Below are 17,531 nucleotides of genomic sequence, written 5' to 3'. Positions count from 1 at the left end.
TTCACCCCCGGCTTTTTATAAATTCTTTGATTGAAATAAGTCGAGCATTTCTTTGACGATCTCTTTCATTGAGAGCGCTGACATTAAGTGATCTTCTGCATGCATGAAAAGCAGAGAGACATCCGTTTTGGCGCCGCTGGCTTCTTTTTGAATCATCTGAAAATGGATGTCATGCGCTTTTCCCAGCTCTTCTTCAGCCTTTGTCAGAAAGGTGTCTGACTCGTCTATCCGGCCGTCTTTATAAGCTCGTATCGATTGAATAATACAGCTGCGGGCATTGCCGCTGTGAAGAATCAGCTGAAAACTGATCTGTTCATCTGTGTATGTTTCCATGCTTATCGCCTCCTTTACCTGTTCTCTATCAAGACAACGGCCTGTTAATATGCTTTTTTGCCGTCTCCCATGCCGTATGCCATCATATCAATCACATCAACGGTGATGTGAAGCGGCTCCGCCTCTTTTTGAAGCTCACCTTTTAAAAAGCTCATCTGAGGGCCGATCAGCACGACGTCTGCGTCTTTCATCGCTTCTTTTGCTTTATCCTGTCCGACTGCCCAAATCTCGGCTTCCTCACCGATGGAGCGGGCGTAATCCTGCATTTTCGTGACAAGCAGGCTGGTGGACATGCCTGAGCTGCAGGCTAATAAAATTCTTTTCATGATAAATCCCTTCTTTCATAAAGTTAAAACGTTTTCATGAATATTATAATCTTTTCAATTTAAATGTCTATACTTTTAAAATATAAAAGTTTTACTTTTCGGATTTTTGACACAAAAAAACCTTTTAAGATTCAACTTAAAAGGTTTTTTCCTATCAGGAGAGCCATAACAGCCACAAATAAAGTCCGGTCAGCGTGATAAATAACGTCGGAATGGTTAATATCAGACCTGTTTTGAAATACATTCCCCAGGAAATTTTCACGTTTTTCCGGCTCAGCACATGGAGCCATAACAATGTCGCCAGCGACCCGATCGGCGTGATTTTCGGTCCGAGATCCGAACCGATAACATTCGCATAAATCAGCGCTTCTTTCATCAGCCCGTGAGTGTCCGTTCCGCTGATAGCTATGGCGTCAATCATTACTGTCGGCAGATTATTCATAACGGATGACAGGATTGCAGCAATAAAACCCATTCCGAGTGTCCCCGCAAACAGCCCGTGATCCGCCGCTTTCTGTATAAGCTGAGAAAGAAGATCCGTCAGTCCGGCATTCCGCAAGCCGTACACGACAACATACATGCCGACAGAAAAAAACACGATGGCCCATGGGGCGTCCTTGATGACTTGTTTTGCCGGGACGGCGGGGCTTCGCTGTGCCAGAATGAGAAAAATGACCGCGATGGAGCCGGCTACGAAGGAAACGGGTATCGACAGCAGTTCGCTGACGAAATATCCGATCAGCAAAACGGCCAGCACAACCCATGATAACCGGAAGAGGCGCTGATCCTTAATTGCAGATGACGGATGTTTGACAAGGCCGGTGTCATACCGTTTCGGAATGTTTTTTCTGAAATAGAGATACAGCACCAAAATGCTTGCAGATAAAGAAAAAAGGTTGGGCACCAGCATACGTGATGCATATTCAATATATCCGATATGAAAGTAATCCGCCGAGACGATATTGACCAAATTGCTTACAACGAGCGGAAGCGAGGTGGTGTCCGCGATGAATCCTCCGGCGATAATAAACGGAAAAACCAGCTTTTCAGGTAAATCCAAAGCCCGTACCATCGCAAGTACGATCGGCGTCAAAATGAGCGCCGCTCCATCATTGGCAAACAGGGCGGAGACAACCGCCCCTAAGACCGACACATAGAGAAACATCCGCAGCCCGCTGCCTTTGGCCGCCATGGCCATATGCAGCGCAGCCCATTCAAAAAACCCGATGCTGTCAAGAATCAATGAAATGATAATAATGGCGATAAAGGCAAGTGTCGCATTCCAGACGATCCCCGTCACTTCCGCAATATCATGAAGGCTGACTGCACCCGCGATCAAAGCGAGGACCGCTCCGCCGCAGGCAGACCAGCCGATGGATACATGTTTCGGCTGCCATATGACAAATACAAGTGTCAGCACAAAAATCAGTGCTGATAAAACCGCGATTCCCAAGAATAGATCCTCCTTACCGGCATGAAACAGTGACTTCTTTTAGCCGCAGTGTTTGTAAAACGCCGTCCTTTTCATCTATCTGCCGCAGAATCGAGCGGACCAGCGTGTATTCCGGACCGGACGGATGAATGGCATAGTACCGCCACTGGCCCTCCCGCCTTTCCCGCACAAGCCCGGCGTTCTTTAATTTCCGCAAGTGCTGGCTGATGCCGGGCTGGCTCATATCAAAAATGGCTGTCAGCTCGCAGACACAGTATTCCTTATCCGCCAGAAGCTTCATCATCAAAAGCCTCGTCGGATCGCTGAGAAGCTTGAGGCATTGACTGACCCCTTCGGAACTTAAGGCGTTTTGCTGCGGTTCCATGCTCTCACTCCTTTTCAAATCATTATATAAGCGTTTGGTTATATAAGTAAACAATAATATAAAAAAGCCGGCTTTGCAACTTTTGCAAAACCGGCTCATGTTTATTTTTGGAACAGCTTTTTCGCTTCATCCATTGCTAATTTATTTCCCAGTGCCGAATAATCAAGCCAAGGCTGATCGGCGATCTTATAGACATGATTTGCTTTAACCGCCTTCAGGCCTTTCCATACAGCACTTTTTTGCAATTCTTGATAGGCTTGCTGTGACTTGTCGTCTCTGTTAACGACGACGAAAATCGCATCTGCGTTGTAATCAGGCAGAACCTCTTGAGAAATGACCTCATAAGGGCGGGAGGTGTTCATTTCTTTAATGCCGTCAGCCGGCTTCAGCTTCAGATCATCAAACAGAATCGGACCCATCGGGCGGCGTGTGCTGAAGACGCGAAGCTCTTTTGCGTTCACGCGGATCGCCATAACTTTGGCGTTTTTCCCTAATTCCTTATTGATCATGGATCTGACTTGTTTTGTTTCATCTTCATAATTTTGAATAAAGGTTTTCGCTTCTTTTTCACGGTTGACGATTTTTCCGATGTCTTTTAAATGATCTCGCCACGTGCCTTTATCAAGGTCGAAAACGTGTGTGTTTCCGATTTTCTTGTATTTTGACACATCTTTTCCTGCAAATTCTTTATCAAGATAAATGTTATCAGGGTTCAGCTCGAGTAAAGCTTCCATATCCGGATCTGAGGCAGGGCCGAGTTTTTTCGTGTCTTTCAGCTGATTTTTCACATGAGGGAGAAAATCTTTTAATTCTCCGCCCACGACGGAACCGGCCGGTGTAACGCCGAGAGCCAGCAGATCATTTGTCAGGTGAATGGACATCGATGCGATTTTATGATCGCCGGATTTCTTCTTTGTCTCCGGCTGTGTTGAATCGGATTGGCAGGCAGCCAATAAGAAAATACACATGAAACTGACGAGCGCAATTATTTTTTTCATGAGAAAACTCCTTATTTTATGTTTTGATTTTCATGACCAGATAGAGAAAATACGGCGCCCCGATCGCTGCCGCAACCACCCCGGCCGGAATGGCGTTCGGCTGAAACAAAGACCGGCCGATGGTATCTGACGCGACAAGAATGACAAGGCCGATTAACCCCGCAATCGGGATAATATGCTGATGCATGGTGCCGACGAGCCGTCTCGCCAAGTGAGGGGCGGCAAAGCCGATAAAGCCGATTCCGCCCGCCATCGCGACACTCGCGCAGGATAAGCCGACAGCTATGGCGATCAGCATGATCCTTTTTCGCTGTACGTGTGCGCCGAGCCCCGCGGCTGCCTGGTCACCAAGCATTAAAATATTCAAAGACCGGGCGTTAAGCCAAGCCAGCGGTGCGAGAATGCCGATCCAGGGCAGCAGCGACCACACATGAATCCAGTCCCTGCCCCAGACGTTTCCGACCAGCCAGCGGGACGCGAATGTATAGGTTTCTTCATTCAGGCGCAGCGACATAAACAATGTAACGGCGCTGAAGCCCGCGGAAACGGCGATCCCGACTAACAGCATGCGAATCGTTAAAAAACCGTTCAGCCTGTCGTACGTAAGGACCACGATCAGCAGGGCAGCGAGGGTTCCGCCCGCAAACGTAAATAACGGGATGAACATCGACGCCTGCGCCTCCAGTGAATGAAAGAACGTGATATAAATCATCAGACCGAACGAAGCGCCGGCATGCAGTCCGAGAATGCCCGGATCGGCAAGCGGGTTTCGGGATACGCCCTGCAAAATAGCGCCCGACACGCCTAAACCGATACCGGCCAGCATCGTCACCAGAATCCGTGGAAGCCGATAATCAAATAAAACGGTTGTGCTTTGAAACGTGCCGTATCCGAACAGCGTTTTTCCCACCGTAAGAGGAGAAAGCCGGAATGAGCCCGTATGTAACCCGATCAGGATAATGCAAACGGCGATGACCAGCAGAATGAGGCCTGCCGCCGACGCTTTTTTTGTTTCCTTCTGAACCTTCACTTATAATTCTCTCCCTTCCTTGCGAGCAATATAAAGAAAGAAAGGGACACCGACAAGTGCGACCATAATGCCTATCGCCAATTCTCTCGGGGGACTGACTGTCCGCGAGGCCAAGTCGGCCAAAATCAAAGGAATCGCGCCAAGCAACGCGGACATCGGAATAATCAGCCTGTACGTAACGCCGACGATCTTCCGTGCGATATGGGGAATGACCAGCCCGACGAAGCCGATTGCACCGGCAGCCGAGACAGATACACCGGCAAGAACGACGGCGATCATTAATCCGGCGGCACGCGTCAGAGCCGTGTTCACCCCTAAATTCGCCGCAACGTCATTGCCCATTGAGAGAAGGGTGACGGACCGGCCCATGAATGTCGCGAGAATGATGAAGACCGTAATGACGGGAACGAGGACTTGTAAATGTGCCCACTTGATCCCTGATACCCCGCCGGCATACCAGAAGGCCAAATCCTGGCTTAAATCGTAATAAATCGCCACACCCGTACTGAGTGAATGCAAAAGAGCGCCTACAACCGCCCCGGCAAGCGTCACCTTTAAAGGTGTCATGCTGCCTTTTCCCGCCGCACTGATAAAGAAAATCAAGGCTGTGCTTGCCAGTGCGCCGAAAAATGACAGCACCATCAGCAGCGCGTATGACAAATGAGGGAAAAAAGCAAAGCTAAGCGCAACAACAAACATGGCTCCTGCGTTTACGCCTAAGACACCCGAATCGGCAAGCGGGTTTCTCGTGACACCCTGCATGAGGGCGCCGGCTGCTGCAAACGCGGCTCCTGTAACGGCCGCTCCGAGCACTCTCGGCAGACGCAATTCATGAATGATCTGCTGGCCCGTAATGTTTGGATTGTAATCAGCAACAGCCGACCAAACCGTATGTAAAGTAATGTCTTTCGCGCCGAATGAGACGGCGAAAAAAATAGAAACAAGCAGTCCGAGCACCGCAGCCAGGAAGAAAATCCCGTTTTTTAAGATGCTGAGCAGACGGTTTGCGGACGTGACAGAATCGCTCAAAAATCAATTCACCTACTTTTATGATCATTGTCCGGCATTTATTGAACATGAGAATCATTTTCAGTTGAACCATCATATTATAACCAGCCGATTTTCAAAACGCAATAGAGTGTTCAACATGACGCCCTTTTTTCTTTCATGTTTATATTGTAAAAAAGAAGTGAAAAACGTGAAAGAGGGAAATCGCTATATTCAGAAAAGGAGGAAGACGGATGACGGGAGAACGAAAGCCTTTGCCGATTGAATTTTTCCAGAGGCCGTCAGTGGAGCTTGCTCCTTTATTGCTCGGCTGTCTCTTGGTGAAGGAGACGGATGAGGGAACGGCATCAGGCTTCATCGTTGAAACGGAAGCTTATATGGGAGTGGAAGACCGGGCGGCGCACAGCTTCGGCAATCGGCGCACGAAACGGACTGAAATCATGTTCCATGAGGCGGGCCGCATTTATACATACGTCATGCACACCCATACATTAATGAATGTTGTCGCCGCTGACATCGGCATTCCGCAGGCCGTGTTAATCAGGGCGGCAGAACCTCATGAAGGACAGTTCCTGATGGAGCGCAGGAGACCGGGCAGACGCCCTAGAGAGTGGACAAACGGCCCGGGAAAACTCACAAAGGCGATGGGCATTTCAATGAGTGACTATGGCGGCATGATCACGGAACCGCCGCTGTTTATTACGGAAGGCTTTACGCCGGAGCATATATCAACAGGCCCGAGAATCGGGATTGAAAACAGCGGAGAAGCCCGGGATTATCCGTGGCGCTATTGGGTGACGGGAAATCGGTATGTCTCACGCTGACCATGTTTACAGCTGCTGATAACAGGGGAAAGACAAGGTAAAAGAAAGGGGATTCAGACATTGAAAAAATTTTTCAAAACAATTATCAAATGGGCGCCCGTCATCTATCCGATCATTAGAAAAATTATAAAAGAACGGAAGGCATCTAAGCGAAACCGCATGTCCGCATCCCGAACAGCCGGCTGATCCGGCTGTTTTTTTACGGGCTTTCTATCGGGCTGCCTCATTGACTTGAAATCCTCCCCATTATAGAATTTACATTACATTTACCCCTTCCTCATCCTTTTTGCCCATTTTTTACAACTGCATTTGATCTGATAGGAGGTTTTTCTCATGCTTCATGGGCGGCTTCGTGAACTTCTGCGCTTGCTTTTAGCTGCTGAAACACCGATTACAAGCTCAGTCATCGCTGCAAATGTAAAGGTAACGACGCGGACGGTCCGCAATGACATAAAGGAACTGCAAACCGTTGTAGAAAAAAACGGCGCTTCCATTCAATCTGTCAGAGGGAGCGGCTATAAGCTGCTGATCCGCAATGAGCAGCAATTTAAAAACTGGCTTCAGGACAATTTCCAGCAGAACAGCGCCGTGCCGATTTTTCCCGATGAACGGATTCATTATCTTATGAAAAGACTGCTTCTGACCGACGGCTGCCTCAAGCTGGATGACTTGGCAGAAGAACTGTTCATCAGTAAATCGACTCTTCAATCTGATCTGAAAGAAGTAAAAAAACGGCTCCGCCCTTATGACATCGTTTTGGAAACAAGGCCGAACTGCGGATTTAAGCTGCGCGGCGAAGAGCTCCGCCTCCGTTATTGTATGGCGGAATACTTAGTGGACGACCGCGAGCCTGAGCCTGATCTCCTGAATGAGAAGGCCGGTATTTTGCCGAAAGAAGACATTCATGTGATCCGCACAGCCATTATGAAGCAGGTTCGAAACCACAAGATCCCGCTTTCTTTCTTCGGCCTGAACAATCTCATCATCCATATCGCCATTGCCTGCAAACGAATCCGGACGGAAAACTATGTATCTCTCATCCCGGAGGATCTTCATGACATTAAGCTTGAAACAGAATATCAGTCAGCGGAAGCCATCGTAAATGAGCTTGAATCGGCGCTTTCCGTCACCTTTCCCGAACAGGAAACCGCCTATATCGCCATTCACCTGCTGGGGACAAAGCGCATGACCCAGTCACAAATTGAAGGAAAAGAGTTTACAAGGCTGATAGACGGGGAAACCAGCCGTTTAACGGAGGCCATGATTGAAGCCATTGAGAGGGAGCTGGAGCTCGGAATCACGGACGACAATGAGCTGAAAACGGGTCTTGCGCTCCATATCAAGCCGGCGATTAACCGAAACCGCTACGGAATGAACCTGAGAAACCCGATGCTTTCCGCTATAAAAGAAAATTATCCACTCGCATTTGAAGCGGGAGTGATTGCGGGAATCGTGATCAAGGAGCAAACCGGCATTGATATTCATGAAAATGAGATCGGATATTTGGCGCTGCATTTCGGAGCCGCCATCGAAAGGAGAAAGACGGAACGGCCGCCTAAACGCTGTTTGATTGTCTGTGCGTCCGGCGCCGGCAGTGCGCAGCTTTTAAGAGAAAAGCTGCGTTCCCGGTTCGGAAAGCGCCTTGAAATCGTCGGAACGGCTGATTACTACAGTCTTGACCAGCTTTCTTTTGAGTCGATTGATTTTGTGGTCAGCACCGTGCCGATCAAAATAGACTTGCCCGTTCCCGTATTAAAGGTTCATACGCTGTTGGGCGGCGGGGACTTTACCAAAATTGATGCCATGCTGGAAGAAAAGCGGGAACAATTGAACTTTCTGAAACCGGAGCTGATATTTTTGCAGCAGGATCTGGAGACGAAGGAGGACGTCATCCGTTTTCTCGGACAGAAGGTTGCAGAAGCCGGCCTCGCCTCTGATTCCCTGACCGATTCTATTTTTGAAAGGGAAGCGATTTCTCCTACGAGCTTCGGCAATCTCACGGCGATTCCGCATCCCCTCGTTCCCCAGACAGACACGACGTTTTGGGCGGTATGCACGCTGAAGAAGCCGATTGACTGGGCAAATAAGCGTGTCCAATTTGTCTGCCTGCTCTGCGTCGAGAAAGAAAACAAAGCCGACCTCCAGCATATGTACAAATGGCTCGGCGGCATGCTAGATGATCAGGCCGCGGTGAGCCGTCTTTTAAAATGCACAACCTATCAGGAGGTTTTACAAGTATTCAGAGACAAACGATCTGAGAAAGACCGGGATACACCTTTTTTCCGTTAGCAGCGGAAAAAGCCTGAGTAGTTATGAAAGCGATTTCATAATATGATGGTACTAACATCGAGACATACAAAATATCAAACTTTCAGGAGGTCTTTCACATGAATATATTACTCGTTTGTGCAGCAGGGATGTCTACAAGCTTACTCGTTACCAAGATGGAAAAAAGCGCGCAGGAACAAGGGAAAGAATATAAAATCTGGGCGGTGTCAGGCGATTCAGTCAAGCAGCATATTGATAAAGCGGACGTATTGCTGCTTGGGCCTCAAGTCCGTTATTTGCTTCCGCAGCTGAAAAAACTTGGTGAATCAAAAGGAGTGCCGGTTGAAGTCATCAATACCGTCCATTACGGCACATGCAACGGGGCGGAAGTTCTGAAATCAGCAGAACAGCTCGGAAACGCATCATAGAAAGGGGCGGGCCGTGTGAATAAGGTGAATCAGTTTTTAGAAGAGAAAGTCATGCCCATTGCCGGAAAAATTGCCTCTCAGCGGCATCTGCAAGCATTGCGGGACGGGATCATCCTCACCATGCCTCTTATTATCATCGGTTCATTTTTTCTGATCATCGGCAACCTGCCGATTCCGGGATATACGGATTTCATGGCTAATACGTTCGGAAGCTCGTGGTCTCAAAAACTGCAATATCCGGTTGATGCGACCTTTGAAATCATGGGTCTTGTCGCCGCTTTCGGGATCGCCTATCGCCTGGCCGAAAAATATGGGGTAGACGCTTTATCGGCCGGTGCGATATCTCTGGCGGCGTTTCTTTTGGCAACGCCGTACAAAGTGCCGTTTCTGCCTGCAGGCGCTAAGGAGGAAATCATGGTGGGCGGCGGCATTCCGCTTTCTCTCATGGGAAGCAAAGGGCTGTTTGTCGCGATGATCATCGCCATGCTGTCAACGGAGATTTACCGCCTGATCATACAGCGGAATTTCGTATTTAAAATGCCGGACGGCGTGCCTCCGGCGGTCAGCAAATCGTTTGTCGCTTTAATTCCCGGCTTTGCCGTTATCTTTCTGATCTGGGGCGCGCGTTTAATTGTCGAAGCGACGCCATTTGAGAGTCTTCATAATATTGTAAGCGTTTTACTGGGGACGCCGCTCTCGATTCTCGGCGGAAGTCTCGGCGGAAGCCTGATAGCTGAAGCGGTTCAAATGCTCTTGTGGGCGTGCGGGTTACACGGAGCAAATATTGTCGGCGGCGTTATGGCGCCGATCTGGTACGGAGCGATGGATGCGAACCGGGTTGCTTTTCAGGCGGGCGATGCGCTTCCGAATATTTTTACCCAGCAGTTCTTTGAAATCTGGATTAACATCGGCGGAAGCGGCGCGACACTGGCGCTCGTGGTCACCATGTTTCTCCGCGCCCGAAGCAAACAGATGAAGCAGCTTGGGAAACTCGCCATCGGGCCGGCCATCTTTAATATTAATGAGCCGATTATTTTCGGAATGCCGATCGTCATGAACCCGATGCTTCTCATCCCGTTCATCATCACACCGCTCGTCACACTGACACTGACCTATATCGGCATGAGCACCGGCCTCGTCGCCAAACCTGCCGGCATTGCCGTCCCATGGACGATGCCGCCGATTTTTTCCGGATATCTTGCCACAGGCGGAAAAATATCAGGGGCTGTCATGCAGGCGATTAATATCATCACAGCCTTTATCGTGTACTACCCGTTCTTCAGAATGTGGGATTCACAAAAGCTGAAAGAAGAAAACGAACTTGAACAATCGCAGGCGTCAGCCGTACAGGGAGACGAAACAGCCGTGCTGTAGAGAAAGGGAGTGAAACACATGAATGAGAAAATGGAACAGACCATTTTTCAGATCATCCTGCATGGCGGAAACGGCAGAAGCGCCTCAATGGAAGCCATAGCCGCCGCAAAGCAGGGAGACAGAGCCCTGGCGGAAAAAAAGCTTCAGGAAGCCGCAAGGGAACTGACAGAAGCCCATCATTATCAGACAGAATTGATCCAAAACGAAGCCGGCGGAGAAAAAACAGACATGACGCTTTTGATGGTACATGCGCAAGATCACTTAATGAATGCCATGACCGTGAAAGATTTGGCCGCAGAGTTAGTCGCGATTTATGAAAAAGTGAGTCTGCAAGGGGGAGCAACAATATGACAAAAGGAATTAAAATCGTAACGATCGGCGGAGGTTCAAGTTATACGCCGGAGCTTGTAGAGGGCATAATCAAACGCTATGATGAACTGCCTGTCAGAGAATTATGGCTCGTCGACATTCCCGAAGGCGAGAAAAAACTCAATATCGTCAGCACGCTTGCAAAACGCATGGTCGAAAAAGCGGGGCTTCCGATAGAAATCCACCTGACGCTTGACCGCAGAGAAGCCTTGAAGGATGCAGACTTCGTGACGACTCAATTCCGCGTCGGCCTTCTTGAGGCCCGCGCCAAAGATGAACGGATTCCGTTAAAATACGGCGTAATCGGCCAGGAGACAAACGGTCCGGGCGGTTTATTCAAAGGGCTGCGCACCATTCCGGTCATTCTGGACATCGCGAAAGACATCGAAGAGCTTTGTCCGAATGCATGGCTTGTGAACTTTACAAACCCTGCCGGCATGGTCACCGAAGCTCTGCTCCGCTACTCGAATCTGACAAAAGTCGTCGGTCTCTGCAATGTGCCGATCGGCATTAAAATGGGCGTCGCAAAAGCATTGGATGTGGATGTCAGCCGGATTGAAGTGCAATTTGCCGGGCTGAATCACATGGTCTTCGGATTAGATGTTTTCTTAGACGGCATCAGCGTGAAGGATAAAGTCATTGAAGCCATGGGAGATCCGGAAAACGCCATGACGATGAAAAACATTTCCGGGGCGGAATGGGAGCCTGAGTTCCTGAAGGCGCTTGATCTGATTCCTTGCGGCTACCACCGCTATTATTTCAAAACGAAAGAAATGCTCGAGCACGAAATAGAAGCGTCTCAAACGGAGGGCACACGCGCCGAGGTCGTGCAGAAGGTTGAGAAAGAACTGTTCGAACTGTATAAAGACCCGAATCTCGCCATCAAACCGCCGCAGCTTGAAAAACGAGGCGGGGCGTACTACAGTGACGCGGCCTGCAACCTGATCAGCTCCATCTATAACGACAAACATGATATCCAGCCCGTCAATACAATAAACAGCGGCGCAATCGCCAGCATCCCGAGTGATTCAGCGGTCGAAGTGAACTGTGTCATAACGAAAGACGGTCCGAAACCGATCGCCGTCGGTGATCTGCCGGTGTCTGTCCGCGGCCTCGTCCAGCAAATCAAGTCCTTTGAGCGTGTCGCCGCTGAAGCAGCCGTCACGGGAGATTATCAAACGGCGCTTCTCGCGATGACGATCAACCCTCTCGTCCCGTCAGACACTGTGGCAAAGGCCATTCTGGATGAAATGATTGAGGCGCACAAAGAACATCTGCCTCATTTCTTTAAGTCGATTGAAGCATAAAAGCACCAAAAAAACCCGGATTCATTTCCGGGTTTTTTGTTTATTTTGATTTGCTTAATGAGGCGACTTCCGTCGTCCAGCCGAACACGTCGGCCTCCGCGCCTTTTTGAATGCCTGTAATGGTATCATACAATTTCTTCGAGATCTCTCCGGTTTCACCGCTGCCGATGACAAGACTTTCATCATTCCAGATCAATTCGCCGACCGGTGAAATGACTGCCGCCGTACCGGTTCCGAATGTTTCTTCCAAGCGGCCGTCACGATGCGCCTGAATGACTTCGTCGATAGAAATTTTCCGCTCAGACACAGTCAGTCCCCAATGTTTGAGAAGGGCGATGACGGAATTTCTCGTAATTCCTTCAAGAATGCTTCCGTTCAGCTCCGGCGTCACGATCTCGCCGCTGATTTTGAAAAAGATGTTCATGCTGCCGACTTCTTCAATGTATTTTTTTTCAATGCCGTCGAGCCATAACACCTGAGAAAAGCCTTTCTCTTCCGCAACCTGCTGCGCCTTCAGGCTTGATGCGTAGTTGCCGGCCGTTTTCGCGTTTCCCGTACCGCCTTTGACGGCGCGCACGAATTCATTTTCTACGGCGATTTTCACCGGTTTAATGCCTTCTTTGTAATAAGAGCCGACCGGCGAAAGAATGATAAAAAGCTTGTACGTATGGGATGCCGCTACACCGAGGAAAGGCTCGGTCGCAATGATAAACGGACGGATGTAAAGGGAAGTGCCTTCCGCTTTCGGAATCCAGTCTTTGTCGATGGCTACGAGCTGCTTCAGGCCTTCAAGAACAAGCTCTTCATCAATGAGCGGGATGCAAAGGCGGTCATTTGACTGATTCAGGCGCTCCATATTTTTCTCTGGTCTGAACAGAAGCACCTCCTGATCCTTCGTTACGTACGCTTTAAGCCCTTCGAAAACGGTTTGCCCGTAATGATAAACCATAGCCGCAGGATCCATTGAGACGGGCTGATAAGGGATAATTCTCGGATCGTACCAGCCTTGATCGGCGTCGTAATCCATGACAAACATATGGTCTGTGAAAATTCTGCCGAACGCGAGGTCATGGGGGTCCGGTTTCGGTTTTTTGGCTGAAGTCAATTCAACACGAATGTCTTGTTTCATAATGTTCTGTCTCCCTATTGGTGTTATTGTCAAACTTATTTGAAAATAATTTATATTCTATTGTATACCTTCAACAAATATTCGCAATAGTTTTCCTCAAATTTGTGAAAAAATCAAATCACATAAAAAGCAGGGGAGAAATGCCCCCTGCGTGTTCGTTTTTTCCGTATTCGATCATCACCATGCTCAGTGAACCGTCACCTTGCCGGTTTTGTAAAACTGCTCCATCGCTTTATCGACGTACACCCAGCCCTTCCAGGCGATATGGATGGTGTCTTTCATAAAGTACGGATCATATTCGTGACCGGATAAGTCGGCAACCTGAAAGCCCTTCGCTTTAATTTGCTTTGTGACTTTCTTGTAGTAATCAGTCCGGCCTTTTTTCGGGAAATCGGTGTAATCGTAAAACTTCCCATTTACGGGAATGACGACGAACATCGGCTTAGCCCCGGCATCCTTCAGAATATTAAGCATATCTTCAAAATCGCTGAACTCCAGTGACTTTTTATAGGCGTATGTTCTGCCTTTGTTTGAACCTTTGGCTTTAGGCACTTTGTTCTTGATCGTTTTATAAACAGAATCGTCTATGAAAAACGGATTAGAACGGGAGTGATCTTTACCATATTGAGCAGCAAGTTTTTCAAGCTGAGACCAGGATTTTCCCTTTAAATTGTTATTAATGTAACGCTTTGGTCCTTGCGGCTCTTCTATCGAATAATAAAGATCCTTCTTTTCTAAGATATTATAATAAAGCTTCGCAGCCGGTGTTAATGCGTTTACTTTCCAAGTCTGACCTTTGACAGATGCTTTATACAGTTCAGACAGGACTGCATCGTTCTTGACAACTTTGTAGTGCAGCATACGCTTCATCATTTGTTTTTTCAGTTTTGGCTCAATGCTGTGATTAAAAGCCAAGTCAAGAGCTTGTAATGATGAGAAATTAGGAGCAAAATGCTGCTCATTTGAACCGTGTTTTGTAAACCATTGCGGTGATACAATAAATACCATCTTTCTGCCTTTAAGCTGGTCAGCATGAGCGGCAAAATTTATGGCATGAATTAAAGATTGCGAACCGCCTTTTCCGACAAGATAAGGCGTAAAGCCTTGGTTGTTCACTTGAAAATAGTTGGACGGATGAAACTCATCCAGTCTTGAAAGCTCGGAAGAACCGAAAATCGGCAGATACTTCGAGTCTTCGAACATTTTGTTTTGCAGATAGAGCCCTTGGAACATATTCGGGTTTAGGGCCGCTGCCGACTCTTCGACACGTTTTTCAGGTATGAAGCGCGTAAGCCATGAAGCCGGAACTGCGATAGCTCCGACAAACAGGACAAACGCTAAAATAATAGGTCCAAAGAAACGCTTTTTCATTTACTTCAACTCAGTCAGTTTGTTTACAATGTTGTTTGGCGTGTTCCATTCGTCACGGTCAAATTCAGTGATGGGCACTGTAATGCCGAAACGGTTTTCAATGGCAACAAGCAGCTCTACAGTTCCGAAAGAATCAAGCAGTCCTTCTTCAAAGATTTCAATATCAGGATTTTCTTTAACAACGTCCTCCTGACAAACTTCCGCTAATACGTCCAATACTTCTTGTTTAAATTCCATGTGTTTTCAATCTCCTTTAGTGATGATGAAATGGTTTTCCTGAGAAAATATAAAATCCGAAACATACGAAATGGAATGTGATGACAATGGCTAAAAAGGCCGTAAAACGGTTGGCAGGCAGCCACTTGTATTTCTTATTCCACTTCTCAAAAAAGTTATACCCTGTCATTAACACGGCGTGGTACAGTCCGTACACAATATATTGCAGGGCAAGTCCATGCCAGACGCCCATCAGCATGAACAGCAGGAAATACCCGATGTTCGAGACGGCCATCCGGTTCTTTATCCATTTTTTCTTTGTCATCCAGAATACAAAGCGCATAAATACGTAGTCTCTGAACCAAAAGGATAAGGACATGTGCCAGCGGTTCCAGAAGTCTTTAATGTTTCTGCTGATAAACGGCTTATTAAAGTTTTCCGGAGATTTGATACCCATAATGTAGCTGACACCGACGGCAAACATCGTGTAACCCGCAAAATCAAAAAACAGGTACAAGCTGTATCCGTACATGTACAGCACATTACCCCACAGTTTGCTGTGGGTGATATGAGACAGATTCATAATGAAGTACGTGTTAATCGCATATCCGATAATGAATTTGTACAAGAAACCGATAAAAATTTTATGAATGCCGGTATACAATAAATCAGCGTATTCTTCCTTTGACCATACTTTCTGTTCGTCCTTGGCAAATCTGCGGTATCTGTCGATCGGACCGGAAGAAATGGTCGGGAAAAACATAATAAAGTACAAAAGACGGTGTATAGGCATTTTTTCTTTAATCAGCCCGTCTCTCGTTTCCATGATCAGCTGGACGCCTTTAAATGTCAAATAAGAAATCCCTAAGAAACTGATCAGGTTTTGAACCGGATGATGAGGCGCCGGCGGAAAGAAAAACGGCCATAATTTAGATAAAAACAGGGGTAAAATGGACGCGATCACGGCCATGCTGAAGACAAAGCCGCTGTTGGCTTTCAGTCTGTAAGCGAGATACCCCCTGATTAAAAGCACCTGCCAGAGCGTAAAGATACATAATGCGATTACGCCGTGCAGATCATGCGAGAAAATCAAAGCCAATACGATGATGGATATAAACATGTTGTATCCTTGGAATCTCTTGCCGTTCAGCCCTAAAATAATCGTCGGCAAGAGAAGGATTCCAAGTAAGATAAAGAAGAAAAACGAGCTGTAAGGCGTCATACAAGAACCTCTTCGCCAATGCGTTTACGGTCGATTTTTCCGTTCGCAGTCATTTGAATGTGATCCTGATAAATGAATTTTCTCGGAATCATGTAGGCCGGAAGCGAAGCGGCCAGTTCTTTCTTAATGGCGCTTGTCAGCTGGAATTCTTTTTCAAAATCATGTTTTTCAGGCACGATGGCGGCAATTAGATATTCCACAGTTCCGTTAGGCTGATACGGGATGACAACCGCTGAGCGTACATATTGAGACTGCCTTACATGGACTTCGATTTCTTCAAGTTCCATGCGGTAGCCGTGAAGCTTAATCTGGAAATCAAGGCGTCCTTGGCAGAAAATCTGACCTTCTTGAGCATAACCGGCATCACCCGTATGATATGCCCACTGTCCGTCAACAGAGAAAAACGCTTTTTCCGTCAGAGACGGCTCTCCGAGATAGCCTTTGCTCACGCTCGGGCCGGCGATGATGATTTCCCCTTTTTCTCCGTCCGGAAGCTTATTCCCGTTTTCATCCATGATGAAGATATTCATATCGGGTTTTGCAAAACCGACGGGCAGAGATTCGTTTTCATCGACGACCTGCTGCGTAATCTCAACAGAGGTGACGGCAACCGTTGTTTCAGTCGGGCCGTATGTATTGAATACGCGGGCCTTCGGAAAACGGTTTAACAGTTCCTGCGCCACGGCAGCCGGAAGGGCTTCTCCGCAAAACATAAATACTTCTGCGTCAGGCAGGAGCTCCTGCGTAAAGCCGGGGTCCATCAGGCACATTTGGACGAAAGACGGAGTCGATGTCCAGACGTTCAGTTTGGATTTCTCCAGCTCTTCGAATAATACTTTCGGCTTATTGATTTTGTCTTTCGTTACGCAGTGCAGCGTACCGCCCGTTTGAAGTGACGGGAAAATATCCATGACAGACAAATCAAAAGAAAACGGAGCTTGGTTTAAGAATGTCTTGCCTTCGCCCACAGGAAAATCCCTGCAGATCCAGTCAGTGAAGCTTTGCAGGTTATCAGCTGATATTTGCACGCCCTTCGGATTTCCCGTGCTGCCGGACGTGTAGATAATGTAAAAAGTGTCCAGCTCTTTTACCCAGTTCTCACGGCTGAGGTCTGCATCTCCGTCAGCTGCAAGTTCTTCGGGTGTAACGGTTTTAATCAGATTGCTTCCCGTATCGACTGCATCGCCCGATACGCTGATGAGCAGCTCTGCGCCTGAGCTTTCAATGATTTTGACGATCCGCTCCGCCGGAATGGATACATCGACAGGGATGTAAGGGCGGCCCGCTTTGACGCTTCCTAAGAAAGAAACGATCATATTCGGCTCCATATGTCCGTAAACCAGAACAGGCGTTTTCGAACCGTCAGCCGTATGTTTTTGAATGCCGGACGCGACCCGCTCCGACAAATCCCATAATTCCCCGTAAGTGAGGGAATGATCTAAGGAACGAAACGCTTCGGCCTGAGGCTTGACGTCTGCGTATGTTTTTATAGCATCAAGTAGTTTCATAGT

Annotated in this window: 19 protein-coding genes; 7 read left to right on the top strand and 12 right to left on the bottom strand. The window is 47.9% G+C overall.

From position 1 onward, the window contains the following. Positions 1 to 15: 15 nt before the first annotated feature. The 7 genes from BAMF_RS39320 to BAMF_RS39290 form a co-directional block, all read right to left on the bottom strand. Positions 16 to 333, bottom strand: a complete 318-nt coding sequence (locus BAMF_RS39320) for a PTS lactose/cellobiose transporter subunit IIA (protein WP_013354077.1) — start codon at positions 331 to 333, stop codon at positions 16 to 18. A gap of 44 nt (positions 334 to 377) precedes the next feature. After that, positions 378 to 659 (bottom strand): PTS sugar transporter subunit IIB, encoded by a 282-nt coding sequence (locus BAMF_RS39315; RefSeq protein WP_013354076.1) that lies wholly within the window; start codon positions 657 to 659, stop codon positions 378 to 380. Between the two features lie 154 nt (positions 660 to 813). Continuing rightward, the gene (locus BAMF_RS39310) at positions 814 to 2,112 is read right to left on the bottom strand and encodes an arsenical efflux pump membrane protein ArsB (protein ID WP_013354075.1); all 1,299 of its coding nucleotides are present in this window, start codon (positions 2,110 to 2,112) and stop codon (positions 814 to 816) included. Between the two features lie 13 nt (positions 2,113 to 2,125). After that, positions 2,126 to 2,476 carry an ArsR/SmtB family transcription factor gene (locus BAMF_RS39305; RefSeq protein WP_013354074.1) on the bottom strand — a complete coding sequence of 117 codons (351 nt, stop codon included), beginning with the start codon at positions 2,474 to 2,476 and terminating at the stop codon, positions 2,126 to 2,128. A 101-nt stretch (positions 2,477 to 2,577) separates the two neighbouring features. After that, entirely contained in the window at positions 2,578 to 3,474 is an 897-nt protein-coding gene (locus BAMF_RS39300; RefSeq protein WP_013354073.1) for an ABC transporter substrate-binding protein, read from the bottom strand. A gap of 16 nt (positions 3,475 to 3,490) precedes the next feature. Beyond that, positions 3,491 to 4,504 (bottom strand): FecCD family ABC transporter permease, encoded by a 1,014-nt coding sequence (locus tag BAMF_RS39295; protein ID WP_013354072.1) that lies wholly within the window; start codon positions 4,502 to 4,504, stop codon positions 3,491 to 3,493. Beyond that, positions 4,505 to 5,503, bottom strand: coding sequence for a FecCD family ABC transporter permease (locus BAMF_RS39290; protein ID WP_044051916.1), 999 nt, complete (start codon positions 5,501 to 5,503; stop codon positions 4,505 to 4,507). It lies immediately after the preceding gene. Between the two features lie 242 nt (positions 5,504 to 5,745). Between BAMF_RS39290 and BAMF_RS39285 the strand changes: the two genes are divergently transcribed. The 7 genes from BAMF_RS39285 (at position 5,746) to licH (ending at position 12,082) form a co-directional block, all read left to right on the top strand. Beyond that, positions 5,746 to 6,336, top strand: a complete 591-nt coding sequence (locus BAMF_RS39285; protein ID WP_013354070.1) for a DNA-3-methyladenine glycosylase — start codon at positions 5,746 to 5,748, stop codon at positions 6,334 to 6,336. 51 nt (positions 6,337 to 6,387) lie between these two features. Further along, the gene (locus BAMF_RS42075) at positions 6,388 to 6,522 is read left to right on the top strand and encodes a hypothetical protein (protein ID WP_369719122.1); all 135 of its coding nucleotides are present in this window, start codon (positions 6,388 to 6,390) and stop codon (positions 6,520 to 6,522) included. 147 nt (positions 6,523 to 6,669) lie between these two features. Next, a complete protein-coding gene (gene licR, locus BAMF_RS39280; RefSeq protein ID WP_013354069.1) occupies positions 6,670 to 8,625 on the top strand; it encodes a transcriptional regulator LicR in 1,956 nt (651 codons plus the stop codon). A 98-nt stretch (positions 8,626 to 8,723) separates the two neighbouring features. Beyond that, on the top strand, positions 8,724 to 9,032 hold the full coding sequence (gene licB / locus BAMF_RS39275; protein WP_013354068.1) for a PTS lichenan transporter subunit IIB: 309 nt from the start codon (positions 8,724 to 8,726) through the stop codon (positions 9,030 to 9,032). A 15-nt stretch (positions 9,033 to 9,047) separates the two neighbouring features. Then, positions 9,048 to 10,406, top strand: a complete 1,359-nt coding sequence (gene licC / locus BAMF_RS39270; protein WP_013354067.1) for a PTS lichenan transporter subunit IIC — start codon at positions 9,048 to 9,050, stop codon at positions 10,404 to 10,406. Between the two features lie 18 nt (positions 10,407 to 10,424). Beyond that, on the top strand, positions 10,425 to 10,757 hold the full coding sequence (gene licA / locus BAMF_RS39265) for a PTS lichenan transporter subunit IIA (RefSeq protein WP_013354066.1): 333 nt from the start codon (positions 10,425 to 10,427) through the stop codon (positions 10,755 to 10,757). Further along, positions 10,754 to 12,082, top strand: a complete 1,329-nt coding sequence (gene licH, locus BAMF_RS39260; protein WP_013354065.1) for a 6-phospho-beta-glucosidase LicH — start codon at positions 10,754 to 10,756, stop codon at positions 12,080 to 12,082. The genes licA and licH overlap by 4 nt, the downstream gene beginning before the upstream one ends. A gap of 40 nt (positions 12,083 to 12,122) precedes the next feature. Here licH and BAMF_RS39255 read toward each other — a convergent pair whose 3' ends face one another. The 5 genes from BAMF_RS39255 to dltA form a co-directional block, all read right to left on the bottom strand. Then, entirely contained in the window at positions 12,123 to 13,214 is a 1,092-nt protein-coding gene (locus BAMF_RS39255) for a branched-chain amino acid aminotransferase (protein ID WP_041481746.1), read from the bottom strand. Between the two features lie 183 nt (positions 13,215 to 13,397). Then, complete coding sequence (gene dltD / locus BAMF_RS39250; protein WP_013354063.1) at positions 13,398 to 14,582, bottom strand: D-alanyl-lipoteichoic acid biosynthesis protein DltD; 1,185 nt, start codon at positions 14,580 to 14,582, stop codon at positions 13,398 to 13,400. Further along, on the bottom strand, positions 14,583 to 14,819 hold the full coding sequence (gene dltC / locus BAMF_RS39245; RefSeq protein ID WP_013354062.1) for a D-alanine--poly(phosphoribitol) ligase subunit 2: 237 nt from the start codon (positions 14,817 to 14,819) through the stop codon (positions 14,583 to 14,585). It abuts the gene before it with no gap. Positions 14,820 to 14,835: 16 nt separating this feature from the next. After that, entirely contained in the window at positions 14,836 to 16,020 is a 1,185-nt protein-coding gene (gene dltB, locus BAMF_RS39240; RefSeq protein ID WP_013354061.1) for a D-alanyl-lipoteichoic acid biosynthesis protein DltB, read from the bottom strand. Then, on the bottom strand, positions 16,017 to 17,528 hold the full coding sequence (gene dltA / locus BAMF_RS39235) for a D-alanine--poly(phosphoribitol) ligase subunit DltA (RefSeq protein ID WP_013354060.1): 1,512 nt from the start codon (positions 17,526 to 17,528) through the stop codon (positions 16,017 to 16,019). The genes dltB and dltA overlap by 4 nt, the downstream gene beginning before the upstream one ends. Positions 17,529 to 17,531 lie beyond the last annotated feature (3 nt).

The sequence above is a fragment of the Bacillus amyloliquefaciens DSM 7 = ATCC 23350 genome (genome assembly GCF_000196735.1).
GTDB classification, from domain to species: domain Bacteria; phylum Bacillota; class Bacilli; order Bacillales; family Bacillaceae; genus Bacillus; species Bacillus amyloliquefaciens.
The sequence above is the reverse complement of the archived record's forward strand: the minus strand, read 5'-3'. Positions and strand labels throughout refer to the sequence as shown.

Bases quoted from the DNA above. Each gene is read 5' to 3' on its own strand.
- BAMF_RS39320 (WP_013354077.1), bottom strand. From the start codon at position 333: ATGGAAACATACACAGATGAACAGATCAGTTTTCAGCTGATTCTTCAC.
- BAMF_RS39315 (WP_013354076.1), bottom strand. From the start codon at position 659: ATGAAAAGAATTTTATTAGCCTGCAGCTCAGGCATGTCCACCAGCCTG.
- BAMF_RS39305 (WP_013354074.1), bottom strand. From the start codon at position 2,476: ATGGAACCGCAGCAAAACGCCTTAAGTTCCGAAGGGGTCAGTCAATGC.
- BAMF_RS39300 (WP_013354073.1), bottom strand. From the start codon at position 3,474: ATGAAAAAAATAATTGCGCTCGTCAGTTTCATGTGTATTTTCTTATTG.
- BAMF_RS39285 (WP_013354070.1), top strand. From the start codon at position 5,746: ATGACGGGAGAACGAAAGCCTTTGCCGATTGAATTTTTCCAGAGGCCG.
- licR (WP_013354069.1), top strand. From the start codon at position 6,670: ATGCTTCATGGGCGGCTTCGTGAACTTCTGCGCTTGCTTTTAGCTGCT.
- licB (WP_013354068.1), top strand. From the start codon at position 8,724: ATGAATATATTACTCGTTTGTGCAGCAGGGATGTCTACAAGCTTACTC.
- licA (WP_013354066.1), top strand. From the start codon at position 10,425: ATGAATGAGAAAATGGAACAGACCATTTTTCAGATCATCCTGCATGGC.
- licH (WP_013354065.1), top strand. From the start codon at position 10,754: ATGACAAAAGGAATTAAAATCGTAACGATCGGCGGAGGTTCAAGTTAT.
- dltD (WP_013354063.1), bottom strand. From the start codon at position 14,582: ATGAAAAAGCGTTTCTTTGGACCTATTATTTTAGCGTTTGTCCTGTTT.
- dltC (WP_013354062.1), bottom strand. From the start codon at position 14,819: ATGGAATTTAAACAAGAAGTATTGGACGTATTAGCGGAAGTTTGTCAG.
- dltB (WP_013354061.1), bottom strand. From the start codon at position 16,020: ATGACGCCTTACAGCTCGTTTTTCTTCTTTATCTTACTTGGAATCCTT.
- dltA (WP_013354060.1), bottom strand. From the start codon at position 17,528: ATGAAACTACTTGATGCTATAAAAACATACGCAGACGTCAAGCCTCAG.